Source organism: Acinetobacter sp. ANC 4636, assembly GCF_054454555.1.
Genome location: NZ_JBTKVD010000001.1, coordinates 398,513 through 418,809, shown reverse-complemented (window position 1 = coordinate 418,809; position 20,297 = coordinate 398,513). Strand labels below are relative to the sequence as shown.

Here is a 20,297-nt window from a genome sequence, read left to right as displayed (position 1 = left end):
TCTCGGCATGAACGTATTTTATTGTGAGAATTGCAAACATCAGGTGCTTTTCCACAATACAGTATGCCAATACTGTTCCACAGTTTTAGGCTTTCAAGTCGAAACGAACAGCATGGGATCTTTCGCTAAAATCGATGCGCAAACATGGCGAAACCTGAATCCAGAAGATCATCATCTTTATTATCGTCCTTGTTATAATTATTCGACTTATCAGGCATGTAACTGGGTCATTCCTGCCGAATACGATCAGCTGTACTGTGAATCCTGTCAGCTAACACATATCATTCCAGACTTATCTGTCGAAAAGAATTTACATTACTGGCGCCATATTGAATCCGCCAAACGCTATTTTTTATATCTCACCAAACAACTGGGAATATTCCCTAAACCTAAAAAACATCCTGACGATCATCTTGGTTTGCAATTTAATTTCTTAATGCCTTACGATGGGCAACCTGTTATAACAGGTCATGCTCATGGTGTGATTACACTCGATGCCAGTGAAGCCGACACTGTGATTCGAGTGAAAACCAGACTGGATATGGCAGAGAATTATCGGACTTTAGTTGGGCATTTTCGTCATGAAAGTGGGCATTATTATTTTGACTTAATGCAGCATTTTTTCCCCGAATGGCTCGAAGAGTTTCGTCAACACTTCGGTGATGAGCGTCAGGATTATGCTCAAGCACTTGAGCAGTATTATGAACATGGACCAGCCAAAAACTGGTCAGATTTTTATGTCAGTCGATATGCCTGTACGCATCCTTGGGAAGATTGGGCAGAAACATGGGCACATTATTTACATATGATGGACACGCTCGATACAGCTTATCATGCAGGTCTGAAAATGCAGGGGCAACATGCAATTGACCCAGATATCCATTTTAAAGAACCACCATTATTGTCTCAGGACTTTGAACATACTTTAAGCAACTGGTTTGCATTAACGTATATTTTAAATGGCTTAAATCGAAGCATCGGACAAGAAGATGCTTACCCATTTACTCTTTCTGGAATTGTGCTGAAGAAATTGCACTTTATTCATCGTAGTCTGCTCGATATCCATCAACGAATTTTCACTCATCAAAACACACATAAAGTATAAAAAGCCTTGAGGTTAACCGAGCAAAAATACGTTTAAAATAAATAGCAATTATTGCAAAGATGTTCCCCAATTAAATAACCATGCCGATTTCGCACCTAAGCTATTATCACCTTGAATTTTCTTTTTTAATTCACTAGCCGTCTGGTAGTCATTTGGCCCGACCATCACTCGAACACCTTTCGATGTCATACTTTTCTTAGTAGGATAACCTTTAGCTTTTAATTTAGATACGATACTGTCTGCATTGGCTTCATTGGCAGCCAGTGCAATCTGAATCATCCAGGTTTTGTCACCATGTTCGAGTAGATTACGGGCTTCTGCACTGGTTAAGCGCTTATTTTTAGCGAGCACAGGGGCTGTGGCTGCCTCTAAGGCAGTATTTAAATCTTCAATTGTCTCAGTTTGCACTTTACTGCCAGCTGGAGTTGCTGCCCATTCTGACCATGGTTTACACACATAAACACCTTGTTTTTGTGGTAAGGAGAAACAGTACATATTTTCTTTTTCTAAGTTTGCTGCTGCAAAACAGTTTGCAGAAAAAACCATAGCAAGCATAGAAATATATATTTTTTTCATAAAGTGTTACTTGGTTCACGTTTTTAATTATTATATACAAAAAAGATACATTTTAAAAACAATTCAAAATATATCAAAAAATATAAGTTATCTATATGTTTTTTATAAAAAATACCCAAACCATTTAGTAAAAAATATTTCATATTTCAACAATCAATCCATGTTAGATGAGTCTTTTATTTTTATTTGTATATTTTATACTCATATTTTTAACATGGTTTTCTTCATGCAAACATTGCCATAAAATATTAATCATAAAAAATAAATAAAAATCAATTATATAAACAAATTCCATTTAAAGTAGTTAAAAAACACAGCGGCTAAAACAAAGTCATTTCGATTGCAAAATCGATAAAAAATACAGATTTTTTATTACATTATAGTGAAATGGTCTTTTTATTGAGCAAGGAAGACATGTGCGTAAAAACTTTTCTCAAAAATAAGTTTGATAGAAAAATACAATCTCAATATAAAGCGTTCTTTTAACTGAGTACTCGCGTACTGTTACCAACATCAACTCCATTACACCTCAATCGATCACTGCATTTTTTAGGTCTAGATAAAAATGACCATGAGTCGTGGAATTTTTTTGCAAATTTTAGCATCTTGTATAATATAAATAGAGGTGAATAGTTTTTATCACATTCTAGCCATAGGAACGAATTAATCGATTTGTTTCATAAGTCCATTTTATTTCTCTTGGACTTCATTGAAATATATTTCAATTTTGTTTGCTCAGTGAGAAAAAAAGCTAAACAATAGTGAGAGGAGCCTAATCCACTGATCTGGCATAACACTTGGAGTATCCCAATTCATAAAAAATAAATGATTAAATTGTTGATAATCAGAACCTAAGATTAATTCCTATGCTTTGGAAAAAGTATAATGACAGATAAAGTTAAGCTGACTTCAGCAAAGCGGACAGCAACACCAACTTTACAACTCGCAGCATTAGAAAAAACTATTGCTATTGCTGAGTTTTCTCCAGATGGAGTTTTGCAATGGGCGAATAAAAACTATCTATCTTTATTTCGTATGACTGAAAGTCAGGCAATTGGACGTATTCATCGTAGTTTTTGCCCTGCTTCTTTTGTAGAAACAGAAGATTACGATACTTTTTGGTTATCCTTATGCCAAGGTATTCCCTATTCAGGTTTTGTTGAACGGATTCGGGGGGATAATAGCAGCTGTTGGCTTGAAGCGACCTATACCCCTGTGTTAAATCAAGATGGAACAGTGATTCAAATTTTAAAAATTGCGACAGATATCAGTGCCCGCTTACAGCATGAGCGAGAACAGCAACTGTATTTGGACCATCTATCACTTGCAGCAGATATTAATGATACAGCGGTTCTCATTACAGATAGTTCTTCTCGAATTGTATACTGTAATAAAGGTTTTAACCGTATGTTTGGCTGGGAAAAACATGAGATTTTAGATAAAAGCCCATTCTCTTTATTTACGCATCAACCGCAGACCAGTGAGTTAAATAAAAACAATACACAGATAGATGAAGAGTTGGTTGTTGCAAAAAATCGACGTTACTGGGCAAAAATTATAAAAAAACCAATCCTTGATCCAGATAATAACCGAAAATATACGATTATCACCTTTTCGGATATTTCCATCACTAAGTTACGTGAAACATTGCAACACAAAGTTTTAGAAGCAATATCTAAAGAATCATCCCTTTCCAATATTCTCGATATTATTTGTAATGAAGTTGAATTGCTTGCACCAGAAATTACAGCATCCATTGTAGAAGTCGATACACAAGGATTATTGCATCCTATCTCTGCACCCAATTTACCAGCGCATTATGGTCAAATCATTAACAATTTGCGTATTGGCCCTAGTGTTGGCTCATGTGGTACAGCAGCTTGGCGTGGCAAACCTGTGATTGTAGATGATATTGCAACAGACCCTTTATGGGACCATTATCGTGATGCTATGCATCCTTTTGAGCATACTGCATGTTGGTCAACACCCGTTTTTAACAATCAGCATCAAGTGATTGGTACTTTTGCTTTCTATTTTAAACAGCCACGAAATTTAGAGCTGGAGAGTTTTCACCAACAGATTATCAATGCTTGTAGCAATCTTTGTTCATTGGCATTTGAGCGCGAAAAGACTAAACAGCGCATTCAGCAATTGGCTTTTTATGATGAATTGACAGGTTTGCCCAATCGCAGTTTATTGCTGAGCAAGGCTGATCAGCTCATTGCTTCAAGCATTCGGAATAATACGCCTATCGCTGTTTTATATGTTGATCTTGATCGATTCAAAATAATCAATGATTCATATGGGCATTTTGTTGGGGATGAATTATTGTGTCAGGTTGCTGAACTCTTAAAAAGAAATTTAGGCAGTAATGATATTATTGGACGAATATCAAGTGATGAATTTGTCATTATCTTGCCCGAAAGTAACCATCAGCAAGCACAAATTGTGATTGAAGAGTTACAACTTCATTTAGCTAAACCCATGAAGATTCAGAACTCTATTACGCTAACTATAAGTGCCAGTATCGGGATTGCGATGTTCCCAGATGATGGTCATAACATTGAAGATCTGCTACATCGTGCAGATATTGCGATGGATCAGGCAAAAAATAGTGGGCGAAATCAGTTCTGTTTTTTTAGTCATGAAATGAACGAATTATTGCAAGGTCATCTCAAACTGGAAAGAGACCTTCGCCATGCGCTCTTCAATCATGAATTAAACCTGCATTATCAACCACAAATTGATTTGGTAACAGGCGAGCTATACGGCATCGAAGCATTGGCTCGCTGGACTCACCCTGAACTTGGTGAAATCTCACCAGAGCGTTTTATTTCAATTGCAGAAGAAAGTGGTTTAATTACCGAATTTGGCTATTGGGTGATTCAAGAAGCTTGTCGCCAACTTACAGAGTGGCGTATGAAGGGTCTGAATGTTCCATGTGTTTCGGTAAACCTATCGCCGACCAGCTTTCACTGTATAAAACTTCCAAATACTCTTGCAGAAATTTTACGGCTGCATGGTTTACAACCACAGGATTTAACCATAGAACTTACGGAAAATGTTTTATTGGATAGTCATCCATGTACTACAAAAATCATCCATGACATTCATCACTTAGGCGTACATCTTTCGATGGACGATTTTGGTACGGGCTATTCAAGTTTAAGTTACTTGCGCCGCCTACCTATTTCAGAATTTAAACTTGATCGCAGCTTTGTGGCAGACCTTGAATATGATGAAGTTGCTCAAGCTTTAAGTCAGGCTATTTTAAGTATCGCTAAAACTCTAAAGTTAACGATTATCGCCGAAGGCGTTGAAACACCAGAACAACACCAAATTTTATATCAACAGGGATATTCAGTTGCTCAAGGTTATTTATTTTCTCGCCCACTGTCTGCTTCTGCCTTTGAAACTTGGTTAGATAAATGGAATTTGTCTAACAAAAAATAGATGCTTATTAGACTTCTTTCATCATGGTTTATACCTATTTTATTTTTCTCGCCGAGCAAGATTGAAACCTATTTCAATAAGGCACAAGAAAAATAAAATTGCTTGATGAAAATCAATAAATTAGCTTGTGATCGATTAAATATTACAGTTTTTCATAGTCATAAAGAGAGATTTTTTTCTCACCCTCTTTTGATTATTTAAAATTTAAGTAAATAAAAAATTTTGAGCGTTTCTCAAATATAGATTTAAAATGTAGGAATATATGCCTTCTCCTTCAAAAAGCTTGTGGCGTGAAAACCTGACACCTGCCTCCTTTATTATTTTGGCAAGCACTGGTTTTGTTATTTTTGCAATTGTAATTTACTGGATCATTTTTTTTAACACGCAACGTACCCTTTATCAGCAAACTGAGCAGCAGGCTTGGATTCGGGTACGTCAAATCTCCAATGCTGTTTCTGTTCAAGTCCAAACATTGTTTACAGGTTTGAACTACAGCATGATTGACATGAAAAATAATTATGAATTGCAGAATAATGCAGCATTTCAACGTGCAATTTACAATGTTAGCCATAGCTATCCGCGAGGCTCTATCACTCAAATTTCGATTGCCGATGCTCAAGGCAAACTGATTTATTCCAATATAAAACAAATTAAAAATGATAAAAATGCGATGTATATTACAGATCATGAATATTTTCAGGTTCATTTACATCAAAAAATTGATTTCTATATTAGCTCGCCAATCAAAGAAAAGTTTTCCAATCAATGGTCAATCCAGTTAACCAAACCACTGTATCGTAACCATAAATTTATTGGCGTGATGATTTTATCGTTATCTCCAAACTACATTTCACAATATTTCCAAAATATTTTTGATAATCCTATCGATGTCATTTTGCTGGCACGTGAAGATGGAACTTATTTAGCTCGCTCACAGTATCAAGATAAAGTTTTAGGAAAAACACTTCCCAAAGAGCGGCTTAAACTATTTCGAAATAATGTACAAAATGGTTCTTATGAAGCAAAAACTGGCCCTGACCAGTTACAACGCATGTATGCCTGGAAGCGAGTTGATGGCTTTCCTCTGATTATCAGCTCAGGAATTGAAAGACAGCATACCTTTGCTGCTTTAGACAATGCTTACCAGCGCAATCTGACCTACAACCTCATTGGTACAGGCTTATTATTGGTGATTGTGTTGATTAGTGCGTGGCTCGCCTTACAGCGACAACGTAACCTCGCCATGCTGGTACAACAAAGACGTCATTTTATGTATTTGGCAAATGAAGTTCCAGGTGGGCTCTTTCAAGTATGTATTCATCCCGATGGCTCTTTATCATTGCCTTTTACCAATCCGAGTTTCTTTGAATTACATAATATTCAGCCTTTTTCAGAGCAAAATTTTAAACTGGAGTATTTGACCGAATGCATTCATCCCGAAGATATCACTCATCTGTACACTGTAATTGGTGATAGTTTACATAACCAAAAAGAGTGGGATGTGAAATATCGGGTGATTTGCCCAGGTGGTTCTATTCGCTGGCTACGCAACCACGCCAAAGCCCAAATCGAAGAAGATCACGGTATTTTATGGCATGGTTATATCCTTGATATTACTCAAGATGAGATATTACAGGAAACATTACGGCAAAAAGAAGAACATCTACGCCTGACATTTATGGCAGTACAAGACGGTTTATGGCAATGGAACTACATTACCGATGAATTGGAATGGGATAAACGCTGCTATGAAATGCTGGGATATGCACATAACGCATTCAAACTGTCTTTTGAAGATTTTCTCAACATTTTTCTGCATCCACAAGATCGCGAAATCTTTATGCAGCAGCTTTCTCAACATTTAAAGTATGAGCATGAATTTCGTATTGAAGCTCGTTTAAAAACAGCGGATGGTAGATGGTTATGGGTGGAACTTCGAGGGAAAGTTACCCAACGAGATGCATCATCTTCACCCACTAAAATGTTAGGAACATACACAGATATTCAAAAGCGAGTTGAACATTCACACTTGGTCAAAGCTGTACTGGATCGTAGTAACTCTCTGATTGTCGTCACAAGTGCCAAACATGAAATTTTGTATGCCAATGAACGAGCAGCCAAAATTTTTCATTTACCCTATGGCGAACAAAAAACGCAAATTAGCTTTAGTGATCTACATAAAGATGACAATACCAATGAGAAATTAATTGAATTATTCAACATCGTGCAACAAACAGGTTACGTTCGTGACGAATGGCCTCTGTATATGTATAACAGCACGTTAAACTGGTTTGATATTCAAGGGGCTTTACTCGACCCCGAAGACCATTCGGGAAACGCAATCTGGACGCTCAATGATGTCGATGCCCGCCATCGTGCGGAATCTGATTTAGCGAAAACCCAGCAACGTCTTGAAGCACTCGTTGAACAATTTCCTTCAGGAATTCTGGTTGTTGATACTAGTATCGGAGAACGACACCATACTGTTGCAGCGAATCAGATGCTGATTTCAACCTTACAACTTGATTTGTCATTAAATGAGCTCATCGAGCTGCCTACACATGAGCTTGAAAAAACCCTCTATCGCGTGACTGGATATCACCTCAACCTCACACACAATGATCGAGATGAGAATTTCAAAAAAACCATTATGCTAACCGATGGTCGTTATCTCGAAATTGAAAACCTATCTTTAATCAACTCATGCCATTTTCTTGGGCAATGCTGGATTTTCCATGATATCACTCCACAAAAAGAGCGAGAGTCACAACTTGAAATACTGGCGTCAACCGATGCACTCACAGGAATCAGTAATCGCCGCGCATTTATCAACCGTTTAGCGATTGAACTTGAGGACATTTCAAAAGGTCTTACCACTTCCTCTGCCCTGATCATGATTGATATTGACCACTTTAAAACTGTTAATGATACGTATGGACATGCGATTGGTGACTTAGTTCTCAAGCATTTGGTCAATGTGCTGTCAAAACAATTAGGGAAAAATGACTTACTTGGGCGATTGGGCGGTGAGGAATTTGTGATTTTACTCTCAAATACAAATACAACAAAAGCCTTTGAGTGTGCAGAATTTTTCAGAGAAATGATCATGTCTAACCCCGCCACTGTTGTGAATCTTGGCATGATTAACTTTACAGTCAGCTTGGGTATTTACATCATTAAACAGCCTGAAAACTCAATTGAAAATAGTCTGGAACGTGCAGATAGCGCCCTATATTTTTCAAAACGAAATGGTCGGAACCGTTCAACTTTATGGCAGGAAAGCATGCCGAAAAATAGTAAAAAAATATAGCTAGGAGACTAGGACCTATTAAACATTAAGAGAAAAAGATGATTGTTTTTATAATTTTATCTTTACTTTCTATCAGGTTGTAAAAAAATCCAGCCATATCAGCACACTGGTAAAATACTCTGATCGAAACCAAATTGTCATCTTATATTCGAAGTATAATTCATGTCTCGAAACAGGTATTTATCTATTTTAAACGCAGAAAGCCGAAATCAATTACGAAAGCAGCCATAGCAAAATTCTATAGTTATTTTAGTGCAATCATTAATACGCCCGTTGTAATCAGTGCAATACCTGCATATTCTTGCCCGCTTGGACGTTCTCCCAAAAATATAACGGCAAAAATTGCAACCAACACCACACTCAGTTTATCAACTGGTGCCACCTGAGAGGCATGCCCCATTTGCAAAGCACGAAAATAACATAACCAAGATGCGCCTGTCGCCACAGCAGAAAGGCTGAGAAACAACCACGTTTTCCCACTCAGCCACAATGGGTTCTGCCATTTTCCTAAAAAACTCACCCATGCCAGTAAAATCAGCACAATCAAAATAGTACGAATCAGAGTGGCAAAATCCGAATCTACACCTTGTAGCCCAACTTTGGCAAAAATTGCAGTTAATGCAGCAAAACTCGCAGACAAAATTGCCCAAAATAACCAATTCGATAACATCAATCGCCTCTCTACATTGTGTTTCAACCGATTCAGCATACATCATCAAACTTAAGTCAGGCTTGGCAAAGTATCAGGTATTAGCTTTTGGCATACTCTCAAATTTCCTTATGGTTTAAATACGATAAGAGATAAATTATTGTTACGAAATAATCAGAATATTTTCTGTAATTTTATGAAGGTAAGCTAAATTGCGATATCTGTAACTTGCAGCATCAACAACTTGTGCTACAGTAAAACCAAGAATTAGACCTAAGAGTGTCAACTCAAAGAGAGGCTATAATGAAACGTGTGATTGCTTGTATAGATTCTTCACCGTGTATCAATGCCATTGCAGATGCTGCGGCATGGGTCGCGAAGCAGACACATCGAGAATTGGTACTATTACAAATTTTGGATTACTATCCAGCCAGCTATCACTTAGGGGAAATCAGTGGTGTCATCGGGTTTGAAAGCAATGCCATGTTGCTCAAAGAACTTGCTGAACTTGAACAAAAACAAAGTGAGCTTGCTGTCAACTACAGCAATAATCTCTTGAATCACATCTCCAACATGATTAAAGAAAAACATGACATTGATGTCAGTATTATTCAGGAAAAAGGTGACTTTCTTGAACAAAGCTTCAATATTTTAAAAGAAGATGATATTGCAATTATTGGTCGAGTTGGGGAACGCGCTGCTGAAAAAAATAAAGCAATTGGAAGCAATGTTGAAAACTTTATCCGTGGGGCAAAATGTACCATCATGACGATTGGTGATCATTTTAAAGTACCCACCCGATTCATCTTTGCTTATGAATATTCACCAACCTGTTTAAAAATGATGCATCGTATTGCCGAAAGCGATTTACTACGCCAACTTCAATGTCACTTGCTTTATGTTGGTGATCATCCTGAAGTGCTTAAAGAACCTGAACATTTCCTCAAAGCACAAGGTTTAGATGTCGTGGTTGAAGCACGTTATGGCGATGTCGCCGAAAGCATCATGGAATATCAGCGCCAGCATGGCATTCAATTGGTTTTACTTGGCGCATTTAGTCACAGCAAAATTCATCAATTTTTCTTGGGCAGTATTACCACCACCATTTTCCGAAACTTAAATGTGCCGCTCATTGTCGCCAAATAGTTTTTTGAAAAAGTTGTCCATAGTTATCCGCATAATCTGTGGATAACTCTATGGACAGAATACTTAAGCTATTTATTTTTATATAAAAAAATCAATTGGTGATTTTTTGTTACATTCGCTGTTATTTGACAATTGCAATCGCAAAACCATCATGCCCTTTACTGCCGACAGTTTGTAAGGCAGTGCATGACAACAAGCGTGGATGGTCTTTTAATGCGCTAAACGTTTCACGAATTCCTTCAATACTCGGTTTATGATTGTCTGGATTAATAATATCACCTGCACGAATCACATTATCGAGCACAATGACGGTACCAGAACGTGAAAATTGTAAACTTAGTTCTAAATACTCTGGGTAGCTTTGTTTGTCGGCATCAATAAAAATAAAATCAAATGGCTGAGTTTCAGCAGGCAAAGCACGTAACACATCCGCAGCACGCCCGACTTTAAGTTCAACTTTTACAGGATAATTGGCTTGATCAATATTATGCTGAGCCATGGCAGCATGGGTATCGCGCCCTTCAATCGTGAGCAAATAACCATCTTCAGGCAATGCTCGCGCCAACCATGCTGTACTATATGCAGCAAAAGTACCTAATTCTAAAACGCGTTTACAGTGATTCATCTGAATCAGCATTTGCAACAGCATGCCTTGATTTGGCGCCACCGCTAAATGGTTGGAAAGACCATGTTCAGTTGTATTTTGAATAATTTGTTGCAGTTTTGGATCTTCAGAAATTAAATGTGACTCGATGTATTCATCTAACGCTGTCCACATTTCTTGCATGATTGGCACACCTTATTTACGATCAGGTCATTGTATACATTTATGCTATGAGTTCAATTTCTCAGAAAAAAAAGAGATCAAAATGATCTCTTTTAAGCACGAGCTAAGTAGCCACTACACATAGAAGAGCTACGACTCAAGTTAGGTCCCCAAGTTCGATAGCCTTGTGTATCAATATGAATTTGCCCTGATGCATACAGTCCCAAGCCCATATTCAGGTTTTGCCCATACTGTGTCCAGAACTGACACAACTTGAACTTGGTATTTTCAATAAATGCCAGATCCCTCGGTTGTGGATACTTCTCACCGATGCGAAAATCAATTGCTGAATTAAATAAATGACGTGAAGAGTTGGCTCCACCTGCACAATGGTTGGTTGGCATGTCACGATAGACCGATGTCACTTCAAAGTCAGTCAACACTTTGGTTGCAACCAAGTATTTAAACACACGCAATGTGGCAACCTGATTTTCCCATAATTCGCGATTTGGTACGGCGTATTCGGAACTACTACATTTTTGCCAATCACGCGCACTACGCAATAATTCAAACGCTGGAATAATATTGCCCACATGTTGCTGATCTAAAAATTTTTCATATTCATAAGCATGTTGGCGATTATTGCCTTGCGCTAGCCACAAATTATAAGAATCAGGCACAACTTTCGGTGGAACGAGTCGTTCATTGGAGACCTGTTCCTCGGGAATATGAATGCGTTTACCCGTTTGTGAATAATTGTAGCCTGTTTGTTGCGTTGTAGTGGTACAGCTCACCAAAAATAACGAAACCACACCTGTGGTGAACAGATGCTTTGATACAGATTTAATCATTGGAGATAAAAGAGAGGGAGTACAATATAACAATTATTGTAATCCAATTCAGAGTAGCAAAATTGAATTTTTTTAAACTAAATGTGATTTTTTTGTATAAAAAAAGATCAGCATTTGCTGATCTTTTACAATTATTTTTCTAAATATTGTAATTTATCTGCTTTACCGTTCCACTCTTCACGGTCTGCTGGCTGTTCACCAATTTGGGTGATGTTCGGCCATTTCTGTGAAAGTTCAGCATTCAATTCAATAAATACGTCTTGACCTTCTGGCAACTCATCTTCTGAGAAAATTGCATTGGCTGGGCATTCTGGTTCACATAGTGCGCAGTCGATACATTCATCAGGGTTAATGACAAGGAAATTTGGACCTTCATAGAAGCAGTCTACTGGGCATACTTCAACGCAGTCTTGATATTTACATTTAATACAGTTTTCAGTGACAACAAAGGTCATGGCGACAGCTACCTAAAAAATATGGTTTCGATCAATTGCGCTATTGTAGGCAAAAAACCCCTGAACAAACAATTCCTTTTATTGATATTAATTATATAAAAGGCTGTTAATTTAAATTAAAACTGATTGATTCTCATTCACAACCAGTTTTATCTTAAACAAATCGGATTATTCAACAGGTTTTTTGGCTAATGCTTTTAGTTCATACAGTTGTTCAAGTGCCTGACGTGGCGTCAGGTTATCGACATCAAGCTGTTGTAAGTAATCCAAAGCGGGCGAAGCCACCTCAATTTCAACCGTTTTTTCAACAATTTCAATCTCAGGCTCGAGCTGCATAAACAAATCATTTTGTACCGAAGTCTGTAAATGTTGTTGCTGCTGCTTTTCCAAAATTTTGAGACGTTTTTGAGCATCCTTAATGACACTCGCAGGAATCCCCGCCAGTTTTGCCACTTGCAAACCATGACTTTGACTGGCTGGACCTTGTTGCACTTTATGCAGCAAGATGAGCTGACCATTCAGCTCTTTTGCCGTGACATGATAGTTGTCAATGCCCGCTTCTTGTGCCAGTTCCGTCAGTTCAAAATAATGCGTAGCAAACAAACATAGACATTTCACCCGCTTGGTCAAGTCAAGTACACATGCCCACGCCAATGACAACCCATCATACGTACTGGTTCCGCGCCCGACTTCATCCATGAGCACCAAGGACTGATGTGTCGCATGATGTAGAATTTGTGAGGTTTCGGTCATTTCTACCATAAAGGTCGATTTGCCTGTAGACAGGTCATCGGCTGAGCCAATACGGGTAAATATACGGTCAATCGGTCCAAGCTGTGCTGCCTGTGCAGGCACAAAACTACCGCAATATGCCAGTAAGCTAATCAGCGCAGTTTGGCGCATAAAAGTCGATTTACCGCCCATATTCGGGCCAGTCACAATCGCCATACGGTGCTGCACGTCTAAGAAAGTATCGTTTGGCGTATATGGTGCTTTATTGAGTGCTTCCACCACTGGGTGACGACCTGCCGTAATCTTGATGCCAATTTCAGGGCTAAAGCTTGGACGTGCCCATGTGTACAAACGTGCTTGCTCAGCAAAATTACTCAGGACATCCACTTGAGCAATTGCCGCACTCATCATCTGTAAATTGGCAATGTTTTGGCGCAAGGTTTCAAGTAAGGCTTCAAAGAGCATTTTCTCCCGTGCCAACGCCCGTGATTCACTCGACAGCACTTTATCTTCAAAGCCTTTGAGCTCTGGCGTGATATAACGCTCGGCATTTTTTAAGGTCTGACGGCGAATATAATCAGCAGGTGCTTGTTCGGCTTGAGCGCGCGTCAGTTCAATGTAATAGCCACTGACGCGGTTATAGCCAATTTTTAAAGTGTTAATGCCTGTACGTTCACGCTCTTTAATTTCCAAATCAATCAAAAACTGCCCAGCATGATCACGAATTTGGCGAAGTTCATCGAGTTCAGTATCGTAGCCTTTTGCAATTACATTGCCATCACGTAGTAATACAGGTGGATGTTCAACAATTGCTGCCATCAGCTCTTGATGTAATGCTTTAAAGTCGCCAAGCTGTTGATCTAATTCATTTAAAAGTACTGATTTTTGCGACTGAATCACAGGTTGCAATGCATGACGTAACAATGGAATTTGCGCACAGGCATGACGTAACTGCACCAGATCACGCGGGCGGGCGCTACCAAGTGCCACACGGCTCAACACCCGTTCAATATCGCCAATTTCTTTCAGCACTAAACGTACAGGCGTTTCATGGTAGCCTTGTAACAATTGCTCAATCGCATCTAAACGCTGATCAAGCAAGACGGTATCACGAATTGGTTGCATCAAAGTACGGCTGAGCAAACGTCCGCCCATTGCGGTTTGACAATGGTTAATCAGTTGAAATAACGAAGTGCCATGTTCAAATAATGGCTCAATAATTTCAAGGTTACGGCGCGTCACAGGGTCAAGTGCAATAAAATCACTCGATTGTTCCAGTTGAATGGAACGGATATGCGGCAGCGCGGTTTTTTGAGTTTCTTTGGCGTAGTGAATCAATGCGGCAGCAGCAGCTTTCGCTAAGGGTAAATGGTCAATCCCAAACCCCGACAAAGTTGCCACTGCAAACTGGTCACATAAGGTTTTTTGGGCATTATTTAAATTGAAATCGACATTTGGACGTTTGGTAATCGGGCAGTCCAGTTGTTTTTTAATGACTTCTAAAATGTTTTGATCAACCAGATCTTCATCAATCACAATTTCACTTGGCATCAGGCGTGCCAAATCAATCGGTAATTGCTCAGCCGTGTAAGTTTGTTGCTGGACTTTAAAAATACTGGCACTTAAATCCAATAAGGCAATCCCGATCTGGTTTTGCTGGATACAAAGTGCCACCAAGTTCGAAGATTGATAACTTCCAAGTAAAGCATCATCGGTCAGCGTCCCTGGCGTTAAAATCCGTACAACTTTACGCTCCACAGGCCCCTTACCTGTCACCTCACCGACCTGTTCACAGATAGCAACCGTTTCGCCTGCTTTAACCAAACGCGCCAAATAACCTTCCGCGGCATGGTATGGTACACCCGCCATTGGAATTGGTTCACCATTGGTTTTGCCACGATGCGTTAAGGTGATCCCGAGTAATTTTGCGGCTTTGCGGGCATCGTTAAAAAATAATTCGTAGAAATCCCCCATGCGGTAAAATACCAAAGCATGTGGATGCGCCATTTTTACTTTTAGGTATTGCTGCATCATTGGGGTATGTGTGGAAAGATTAACCTCGATAAAATCACTATTTACCACAATAAATTCCTTTAAAAACAATATTTAAATTCAAGATTATCATGTATTAAAAATCCTATTGTTTCCGATGTAACCCTATTCAAACTGACTAAATCCAACAAATAAGTATACCTTTTAGTGTACCTTAATTTGCATTAAAATAGATTCATGAGTGTGTGGGAGAATCTTCAATGCTTTCACAAAAGGTAATTCTATCAAATAAAAGTGTATTAATGAAAAGGGCTACGCCAATATGAATCAAGATACTGTGAAAGATAAAGTTGCTCTATCTGCCAAAGCCATAGAAAAAATGAAAGTCGGTGATGCAGATAAAAGTGACATTGGAGAAAATTCTGGTCTACGTGTTACCTGTGGTAAAACTGGACTCAAAAGTTTCATTTATCGATATCGCAGCCCAATCAATAATGCACTCAAAAAAATCACACTGGGCCACTATCCTCAAATGCAATTAGCTGAAGCTAGGGTTAAGTTACAGCGCCTTAAATTACTTAGAGCATCTGGAATCTGCCCTGCAACGGAACATAAAGAAAAGAAGGCTTTATACAAGCAAGAACAATCCAAAGCTTTACCTCATCAAGAAGCGATATTTACCGTAAAAGACGTGATTGATCGCTATCTAACAGAAGTTATTGAGGATCGTACTATTACAGATCAAAAAACTGGAAAAACTAAAACTCAAAAAGGTGTTAGAGCAGCAAAAGGGCAAATTGAAACTCGCAGAACATTATATAGTGATGCAGTAAAAACTTTAGGGAATTTACCTGCTGATCAGATTACTCGTAAGGATGTCATCAACTTAATTAAAGGCATTACTGATCGCGGTGCAAAAGTTCAAGCAGGTCGAGTGTTGTCTGAGCTATCCTTAGCGTATGAGTACTGTATTGGACTGGATTATTTTAATGAAAATTTTGCAAACCCTGCTTTATTAGCTAAAGCAAGTTTGAAGCAATCAAGACTTAAACTCACTTCCAATAAGCGTAGTCGTTTTCTCAGCGATAAAGAATTAGTTGATGTTTTAAACTGGATACCGCAGTCGGGTTTTTCAAAACATCATAAAAGCATTTTGTTGATTACACTTTGGACTGGATGTCGTACTGGAGAAATTTGTGCAGCAGAATGGAAAGATTTCGATCTAGATCATGCAACATGGTATTTAAAAGACACTAAGAATGGAAGTGGTAGATATGTTCAGCTCTCCAAGCAATGTCTAGATCATCTTAAATCTCTGCCAGATATCGGAAGTGATTTTTTATTCCCATCGTTTCGGACAGGCAAGCCTATCGCTCAAAAAACACTTACTGAAGCAAAATGGTTACTAAGAGATGACAATCATATTGGTAGAGTAGAATTTAGACCTGAACAATTATGGTTAAAACATATGGAAGACTGGAATCCACATGACTTAAGAAGAACTGTACGAACAGGCTTATCTAAATTAGGGTGCCCATCCGATGTGGCAGAAGCGGTACTTGGTCATTCTAAAAAAGGTATTGAGGGTACTTACAACCTGCATGGCTATGAAAAGGAATGTGCAATATGGTTACAAAAATGGGCTGATTATATGGATGGGCTTGGTACTGATCCTAGACAAAATAATGAACACATAGCTCCTCTAAAGATAACGTAACGTTAACTTTAGAGATATAAAATGGCTAAGTGCTTTAGTTCAGTATTTGATTATATCAAGATGTTTTACAATCGAATTAAGCATCATTCGCATCTTGATGGGATGAGTCCAGAAGCCTTTAAGACAGCTTCAAAATGAGGCTGTCTCATGTCTAGGATACTGGGAGCAGTCCAGAATATGAGTTTAGATTTAATTATGGCAGTCCAAAGCAGCAGCTAAAAATTCTGCGTCTTTAGACTCAAATTTAAACCTTATCTAAGACAGCCCCTAAATTTTTTAATGAGCACTTCTAATGAGCACTTCAAAAAGGAGGCTCCATCCGTCAATTAAAAGGAATAATAATAATTTAATTGGTAATGAAATAGTAACTGGAGGAACCATAATCATACCAAGGGACATCAAAATCGAAGCGACTATGATATCAATTACTAAAAATGGCAATAAAATTACAAAGCCTATTTGAAATGCAATTTTCAGTTCACTTAGCATAAATGCTGGTATTAGCTTAACTGGTGAAATACTTACGCTATCTGTGGGTAAAGGCATTTTCGATAATTCATAGATCAATTTGATATCAGATTGATGCGTCTGTGTGATCATAAAAGTTTTTAACGGCTCCCAAGCTTTAGTAAAGAAAGCTTCTATTGTTATCTTATTTTCTAGATATGGTTGGAATGCAGCTTGATTAATGGCTTCAAATGTTGGTCCCATAACAATCATTACTAAAAAAAAAGATAGCAAAATTAGGACAATATTTGGTGGAGTTTGTTGTAAACCTAATGCTTGCCGCATAATCGATAATACAATTACATTTCTGACAAATGTAGTAGTTGCTATAAGAATTAAAGGAATTAAACTTAGTATGGTTAGGGATATGAATGTTGATGTTGGATTCATCATATTCAGGATACTTGTTTGTTTAGACTCAACTGCTCCCAAACAATCAAAACTAATCAAGAAACTAAACAAAGTGATTAATATTTTATTAAATGACCTATTACTCATTAATACTTTGCCCATCATCAAAAACTGTACTATTAGGATTCCTTGATATATGAGTAATAGAAACATTATGATTAGATTCAACAATCACTAGATCATAATCATTTCTATCAATAATATACAACGTAACTTTAGGTGATAGCTTAATCACTTGTGATTTCTCATCGTTCTTTAATTGATGAGAAAACTTAGCAATTAGATTTTTCTTGAAAAAGAATAATATAAGATAAGCTATTACTAATAATGTTATGGTAATTCCTAAAGTATAGAATACATACCCAGATGAGATTAATTCATCTTGCTTAAAATTCATGTTAGATACTATTTATCAATTAAGTTGAGTAATTTGAAATCCAAGCACATCATCAACAGCAACTAATTTCCCATAACCAAGGAGTCGATCTTTCAGGTATAATTTTAAAGGCTCATCAACAAGCTGGTCTAGCTTAATGAGACTACCTTGCTTTAAATTGAATAATTCACCAATCATGAGTTTGGCACTGCCTACTTCGATAATTAATTCAACTTCAACTTGGTCAACAACAGAAAGTTTATCTTTAATTAAATTAGGAGAGTTTTTTTCAGCAACCTCAGTTAAGGTTGGTAAGTTAATTTCATTAATTTTAGTAGTCACTTTTTAATCTCATGATTAGATGTCAATAATATTGCTCGATGATTTTCTGATTGCCCTAATGAACAAAATGCTATTTTATTCTCATTACAGAGAACATTAAAAGGCTCAGTAAGATAATGGTTGGATTTAATGACATCTCCAACCTGAATGTCCATTAAATCTTGAACTAATAGCTTATCCAAATTAAATTTTATAGATAAATTAACAACTTCTTCATAAACGGAATCAAGAGTTATAAAATTATTTGAGATATTTAATCTATCATTCAGTCTAGTATCAACCAAATTTGAATCCACTAATAACTGAATTTTTTCGTTCCCTAAAGTAATGTCAATGACAACTGGAATTCCTAGAAAGCTTATATCATTAGTTTCAGTTAAATGATGTCCAATATCCTTTGACTCACCATTTTCTAGAACTTTAACTAAGAAATCTTTTTGGGCACCCTCAATAAGGAAAGAAGTTAAAGCACTAACAGGTATTTTTTGCTCAATGCCTTTGAACAGAATTTTTATCCAATGCTCATAGTTGCTGTTTAAAAAGCCTACTTTTTGATTGTGATCAAAGCAAACAAAACCTACATCTTTAATCAACACTTGATGGTGTATTGAATACTCTCTTAATTCAATAATTGCGCTATCAACTGAACTTAGCCACTCGTTACACCACTGTTTAGTCGATTCATGAATAATTTCTATAAGTTGGTTCTTTTCATTTTTGTTTAAAAACCCTATATCATATTTCATTTACTAACCGCCGCGAGAAGAATTATAAAGCTGTTCTAGCATTTCATTAGCGACATTCATTACACGTGAACTCGCTTGATATCCTCTTTGAATAATTAAAATATTACCAAACTCTTGAGCTAGATCGATATTTGCTAATTCAATATACCCACCTTGGATTTTCCCAAAGTATTCTGAATCGGGTTTACTATACTTAACAGAGACGTTCTCAGGTTTTTGGAAAAAGGCATTTTGATCTTGAATAAGTTTTGATTCATCAGAAAAGTCAGCTAAACTAACAGCCTGAGTTGTTTTTTTCTTTTGTCCATTATTATAGCTTATTTCGACGATACCATCTGCCCCGAAACTATATCCAATGATACCTGCACGAGCACCTCCATCTGTAGCACTTGCTTGTATACTACTTGTTCCAACAGATACAGTACTAATACCACTCAAATCAAGTTTTAAGCTTTGCTTTCCTTCATCAAAGTTTAACTCAATATCCAAAGATTGGTCTTGTACAGTTCCTGCTAATGTAAAATTTATTACACCTGTATTTAGTGTTTTATTATTTGCATCAACTATTGTATAAGACCATTTACTCCCTACAGTTGTATTAGTAGATTGTTTTTCAAAACTAATTGATAAGTTTCGTAAAGAACCCGTGGCATCATAAACACTAACATTATTTAATTTATAAGGTGTTGTCTCTGCTGTACTTAGTGTTCCATTAATATCAAGAATTGTTGTTTGTGCAGGAGGAAGAGATAGATAATTATTTATATTTATGGCCGTTAATTTTCCATCATTAAACCCCATAACGCTATACATACCAGACTGATCAACAAGATTTCCTTTCTCATCAAATTTGAATTGACCAGCACGTGTATAATATAGCTCTTGTTTTGAGTCCTTTAATATAAAGTAACCTTTACCATTTATATATAAATCAGTTTGATTACCAGTTTGTTTAGAGTCACCATTTTTAGTTCTTGTTCCCGTACCTTCATAGCTGACTCCCAAACCCATACCATTATTACTTTCTACATCTTTTAAAAAACTATCTTTTCCCTTATAACCAGGTGTATTCATATTACTAATATTCTGAGAAACATTATTAAGCTGGGTAGAAAATGCAATTAAGCCACTTACACCATTGAAATGTGCTTGAGTCATTTTTA

At 37.3% G+C, this 20,297-nt stretch carries 15 protein-coding genes and 2 pseudogenes; 6 read left to right on the top strand and 11 right to left on the bottom strand.

What is annotated here, in order from left to right; translation table 11 throughout:
* Window positions 1-7 precede the first annotated feature (7 nt).
* Window positions 8-1,105, top strand: coding sequence for a zinc-binding metallopeptidase family protein (locus ACX1N5_RS01985; RefSeq protein WP_458802166.1), 1,098 nt, complete (start codon window positions 8-10; stop codon window positions 1,103-1,105).
* Window positions 1,106-1,153: 48 nt separating this feature from the next.
* On the opposite strand, the pseudogene ACX1N5_RS01980 reads toward ACX1N5_RS01985, so the two are convergent.
* Window positions 1,154-1,420, bottom strand: a pseudogene (locus ACX1N5_RS01980) (SPOR domain-containing protein); the annotation flags it as partial.
* Window positions 1,421-2,566: 1,146 nt separating this feature from the next.
* Between ACX1N5_RS01980 and ACX1N5_RS01975 the strand changes: the two are divergent.
* On the top strand, window positions 2,567-5,134 hold the full coding sequence (locus ACX1N5_RS01975; RefSeq protein WP_458802168.1) for a bifunctional diguanylate cyclase/phosphodiesterase: 2,568 nt from the start codon (window positions 2,567-2,569) through the stop codon (window positions 5,132-5,134).
* A 262-nt stretch (window positions 5,135-5,396) separates the two neighbouring features.
* Window positions 5,397-8,444 carry a diguanylate cyclase gene (locus tag ACX1N5_RS01970; protein ID WP_458802170.1) on the top strand — a complete coding sequence of 1,016 codons (3,048 nt, stop codon included), beginning with the start codon at window positions 5,397-5,399 and terminating at the stop codon, window positions 8,442-8,444.
* Between the two features lie 244 nt (window positions 8,445-8,688).
* Here ACX1N5_RS01970 and ACX1N5_RS01965 read toward each other — a convergent pair whose 3' ends face one another.
* Window positions 8,689-9,114: an EamA family transporter gene (locus ACX1N5_RS01965; RefSeq protein WP_131380633.1), complete on the bottom strand. Its 426-nt coding sequence runs from the start codon at window positions 9,112-9,114 to the stop codon at window positions 8,689-8,691.
* Between the two features lie 282 nt (window positions 9,115-9,396).
* Here ACX1N5_RS01965 and ACX1N5_RS01960 point away from each other — a divergent pair, with 282 nt between their 5' ends.
* Window positions 9,397-10,239 carry a universal stress protein gene (locus tag ACX1N5_RS01960; protein WP_458802172.1) on the top strand — a complete coding sequence of 281 codons (843 nt, stop codon included), beginning with the start codon at window positions 9,397-9,399 and terminating at the stop codon, window positions 10,237-10,239.
* 121 nt (window positions 10,240-10,360) lie between these two features.
* On the opposite strand, the gene ACX1N5_RS01955 is transcribed toward ACX1N5_RS01960, so the two are convergent.
* From ACX1N5_RS01955 to mutS, 4 genes are all read right to left on the bottom strand, one after another.
* Window positions 10,361-11,026, bottom strand: a complete 666-nt coding sequence (locus tag ACX1N5_RS01955; protein WP_004752823.1) for an O-methyltransferase — start codon at window positions 11,024-11,026, stop codon at window positions 10,361-10,363.
* Window positions 11,027-11,118: 92 nt separating this feature from the next.
* Window positions 11,119-11,856 carry a D-Ala-D-Ala carboxypeptidase family metallohydrolase gene (locus ACX1N5_RS01950; RefSeq protein ID WP_081399812.1) on the bottom strand — a complete coding sequence of 246 codons (738 nt, stop codon included), beginning with the start codon at window positions 11,854-11,856 and terminating at the stop codon, window positions 11,119-11,121.
* 131 nt (window positions 11,857-11,987) lie between these two features.
* Complete coding sequence (gene fdxA / locus ACX1N5_RS01945; protein ID WP_131380639.1) at window positions 11,988-12,311, bottom strand: ferredoxin FdxA; 324 nt, start codon at window positions 12,309-12,311, stop codon at window positions 11,988-11,990.
* Between the two features lie 168 nt (window positions 12,312-12,479).
* The gene (gene mutS, locus ACX1N5_RS01940) at window positions 12,480-15,077 is read right to left on the bottom strand and encodes a DNA mismatch repair protein MutS (protein ID WP_458802289.1); all 2,598 of its coding nucleotides are present in this window, start codon (window positions 15,075-15,077) and stop codon (window positions 12,480-12,482) included.
* Window positions 15,078-15,357: 280 nt separating this feature from the next.
* Between mutS and ACX1N5_RS01935 the strand changes: the two genes are divergently transcribed.
* Both ACX1N5_RS01935 and ACX1N5_RS01930 read left to right on the top strand, forming a co-directional pair.
* A complete protein-coding gene (locus ACX1N5_RS01935) occupies window positions 15,358-16,752 on the top strand; it encodes a tyrosine-type recombinase/integrase (RefSeq protein WP_458802175.1) in 1,395 nt (464 codons plus the stop codon).
* A gap of 36 nt (window positions 16,753-16,788) precedes the next feature.
* Window positions 16,789-16,890: pseudogene (locus ACX1N5_RS01930) on the top strand (IS3 family transposase); the annotation flags it as partial.
* Between the two features lie 138 nt (window positions 16,891-17,028).
* On the opposite strand, the gene fliP reads toward ACX1N5_RS01930, so the two are convergent.
* From fliP to ACX1N5_RS01905, 5 genes are read right to left on the bottom strand one after another with little or no spacing between them, the layout of a single operon-like run.
* Window positions 17,029-17,775 carry a flagellar type III secretion system pore protein FliP gene (gene fliP / locus ACX1N5_RS01925; RefSeq protein WP_458802177.1) on the bottom strand — a complete coding sequence of 249 codons (747 nt, stop codon included), beginning with the start codon at window positions 17,773-17,775 and terminating at the stop codon, window positions 17,029-17,031.
* Window positions 17,750-18,067, bottom strand: a complete 318-nt coding sequence (locus ACX1N5_RS01920) for a hypothetical protein (protein ID WP_458802179.1) — start codon at window positions 18,065-18,067, stop codon at window positions 17,750-17,752. The genes fliP and ACX1N5_RS01920 overlap by 26 nt, the downstream gene beginning before the upstream one ends.
* A 15-nt stretch (window positions 18,068-18,082) precedes the next feature.
* Window positions 18,083-18,388 carry a FliM/FliN family flagellar motor switch protein gene (locus tag ACX1N5_RS01915; protein ID WP_458802181.1) on the bottom strand — a complete coding sequence of 102 codons (306 nt, stop codon included), beginning with the start codon at window positions 18,386-18,388 and terminating at the stop codon, window positions 18,083-18,085.
* Window positions 18,385-19,134 carry a FliM/FliN family flagellar motor C-terminal domain-containing protein gene (locus ACX1N5_RS01910; RefSeq protein ID WP_458802183.1) on the bottom strand — a complete coding sequence of 250 codons (750 nt, stop codon included), beginning with the start codon at window positions 19,132-19,134 and terminating at the stop codon, window positions 18,385-18,387. The genes ACX1N5_RS01915 and ACX1N5_RS01910 overlap by 4 nt, the downstream gene beginning before the upstream one ends.
* 3 nt (window positions 19,135-19,137) lie before the next feature.
* Complete coding sequence (locus tag ACX1N5_RS01905; RefSeq protein WP_458802185.1) at window positions 19,138-20,292, bottom strand: flagellar hook-basal body complex protein; 1,155 nt, start codon at window positions 20,290-20,292, stop codon at window positions 19,138-19,140.
* Between the last annotated feature and the right edge of the window lie 5 nt (window positions 20,293-20,297).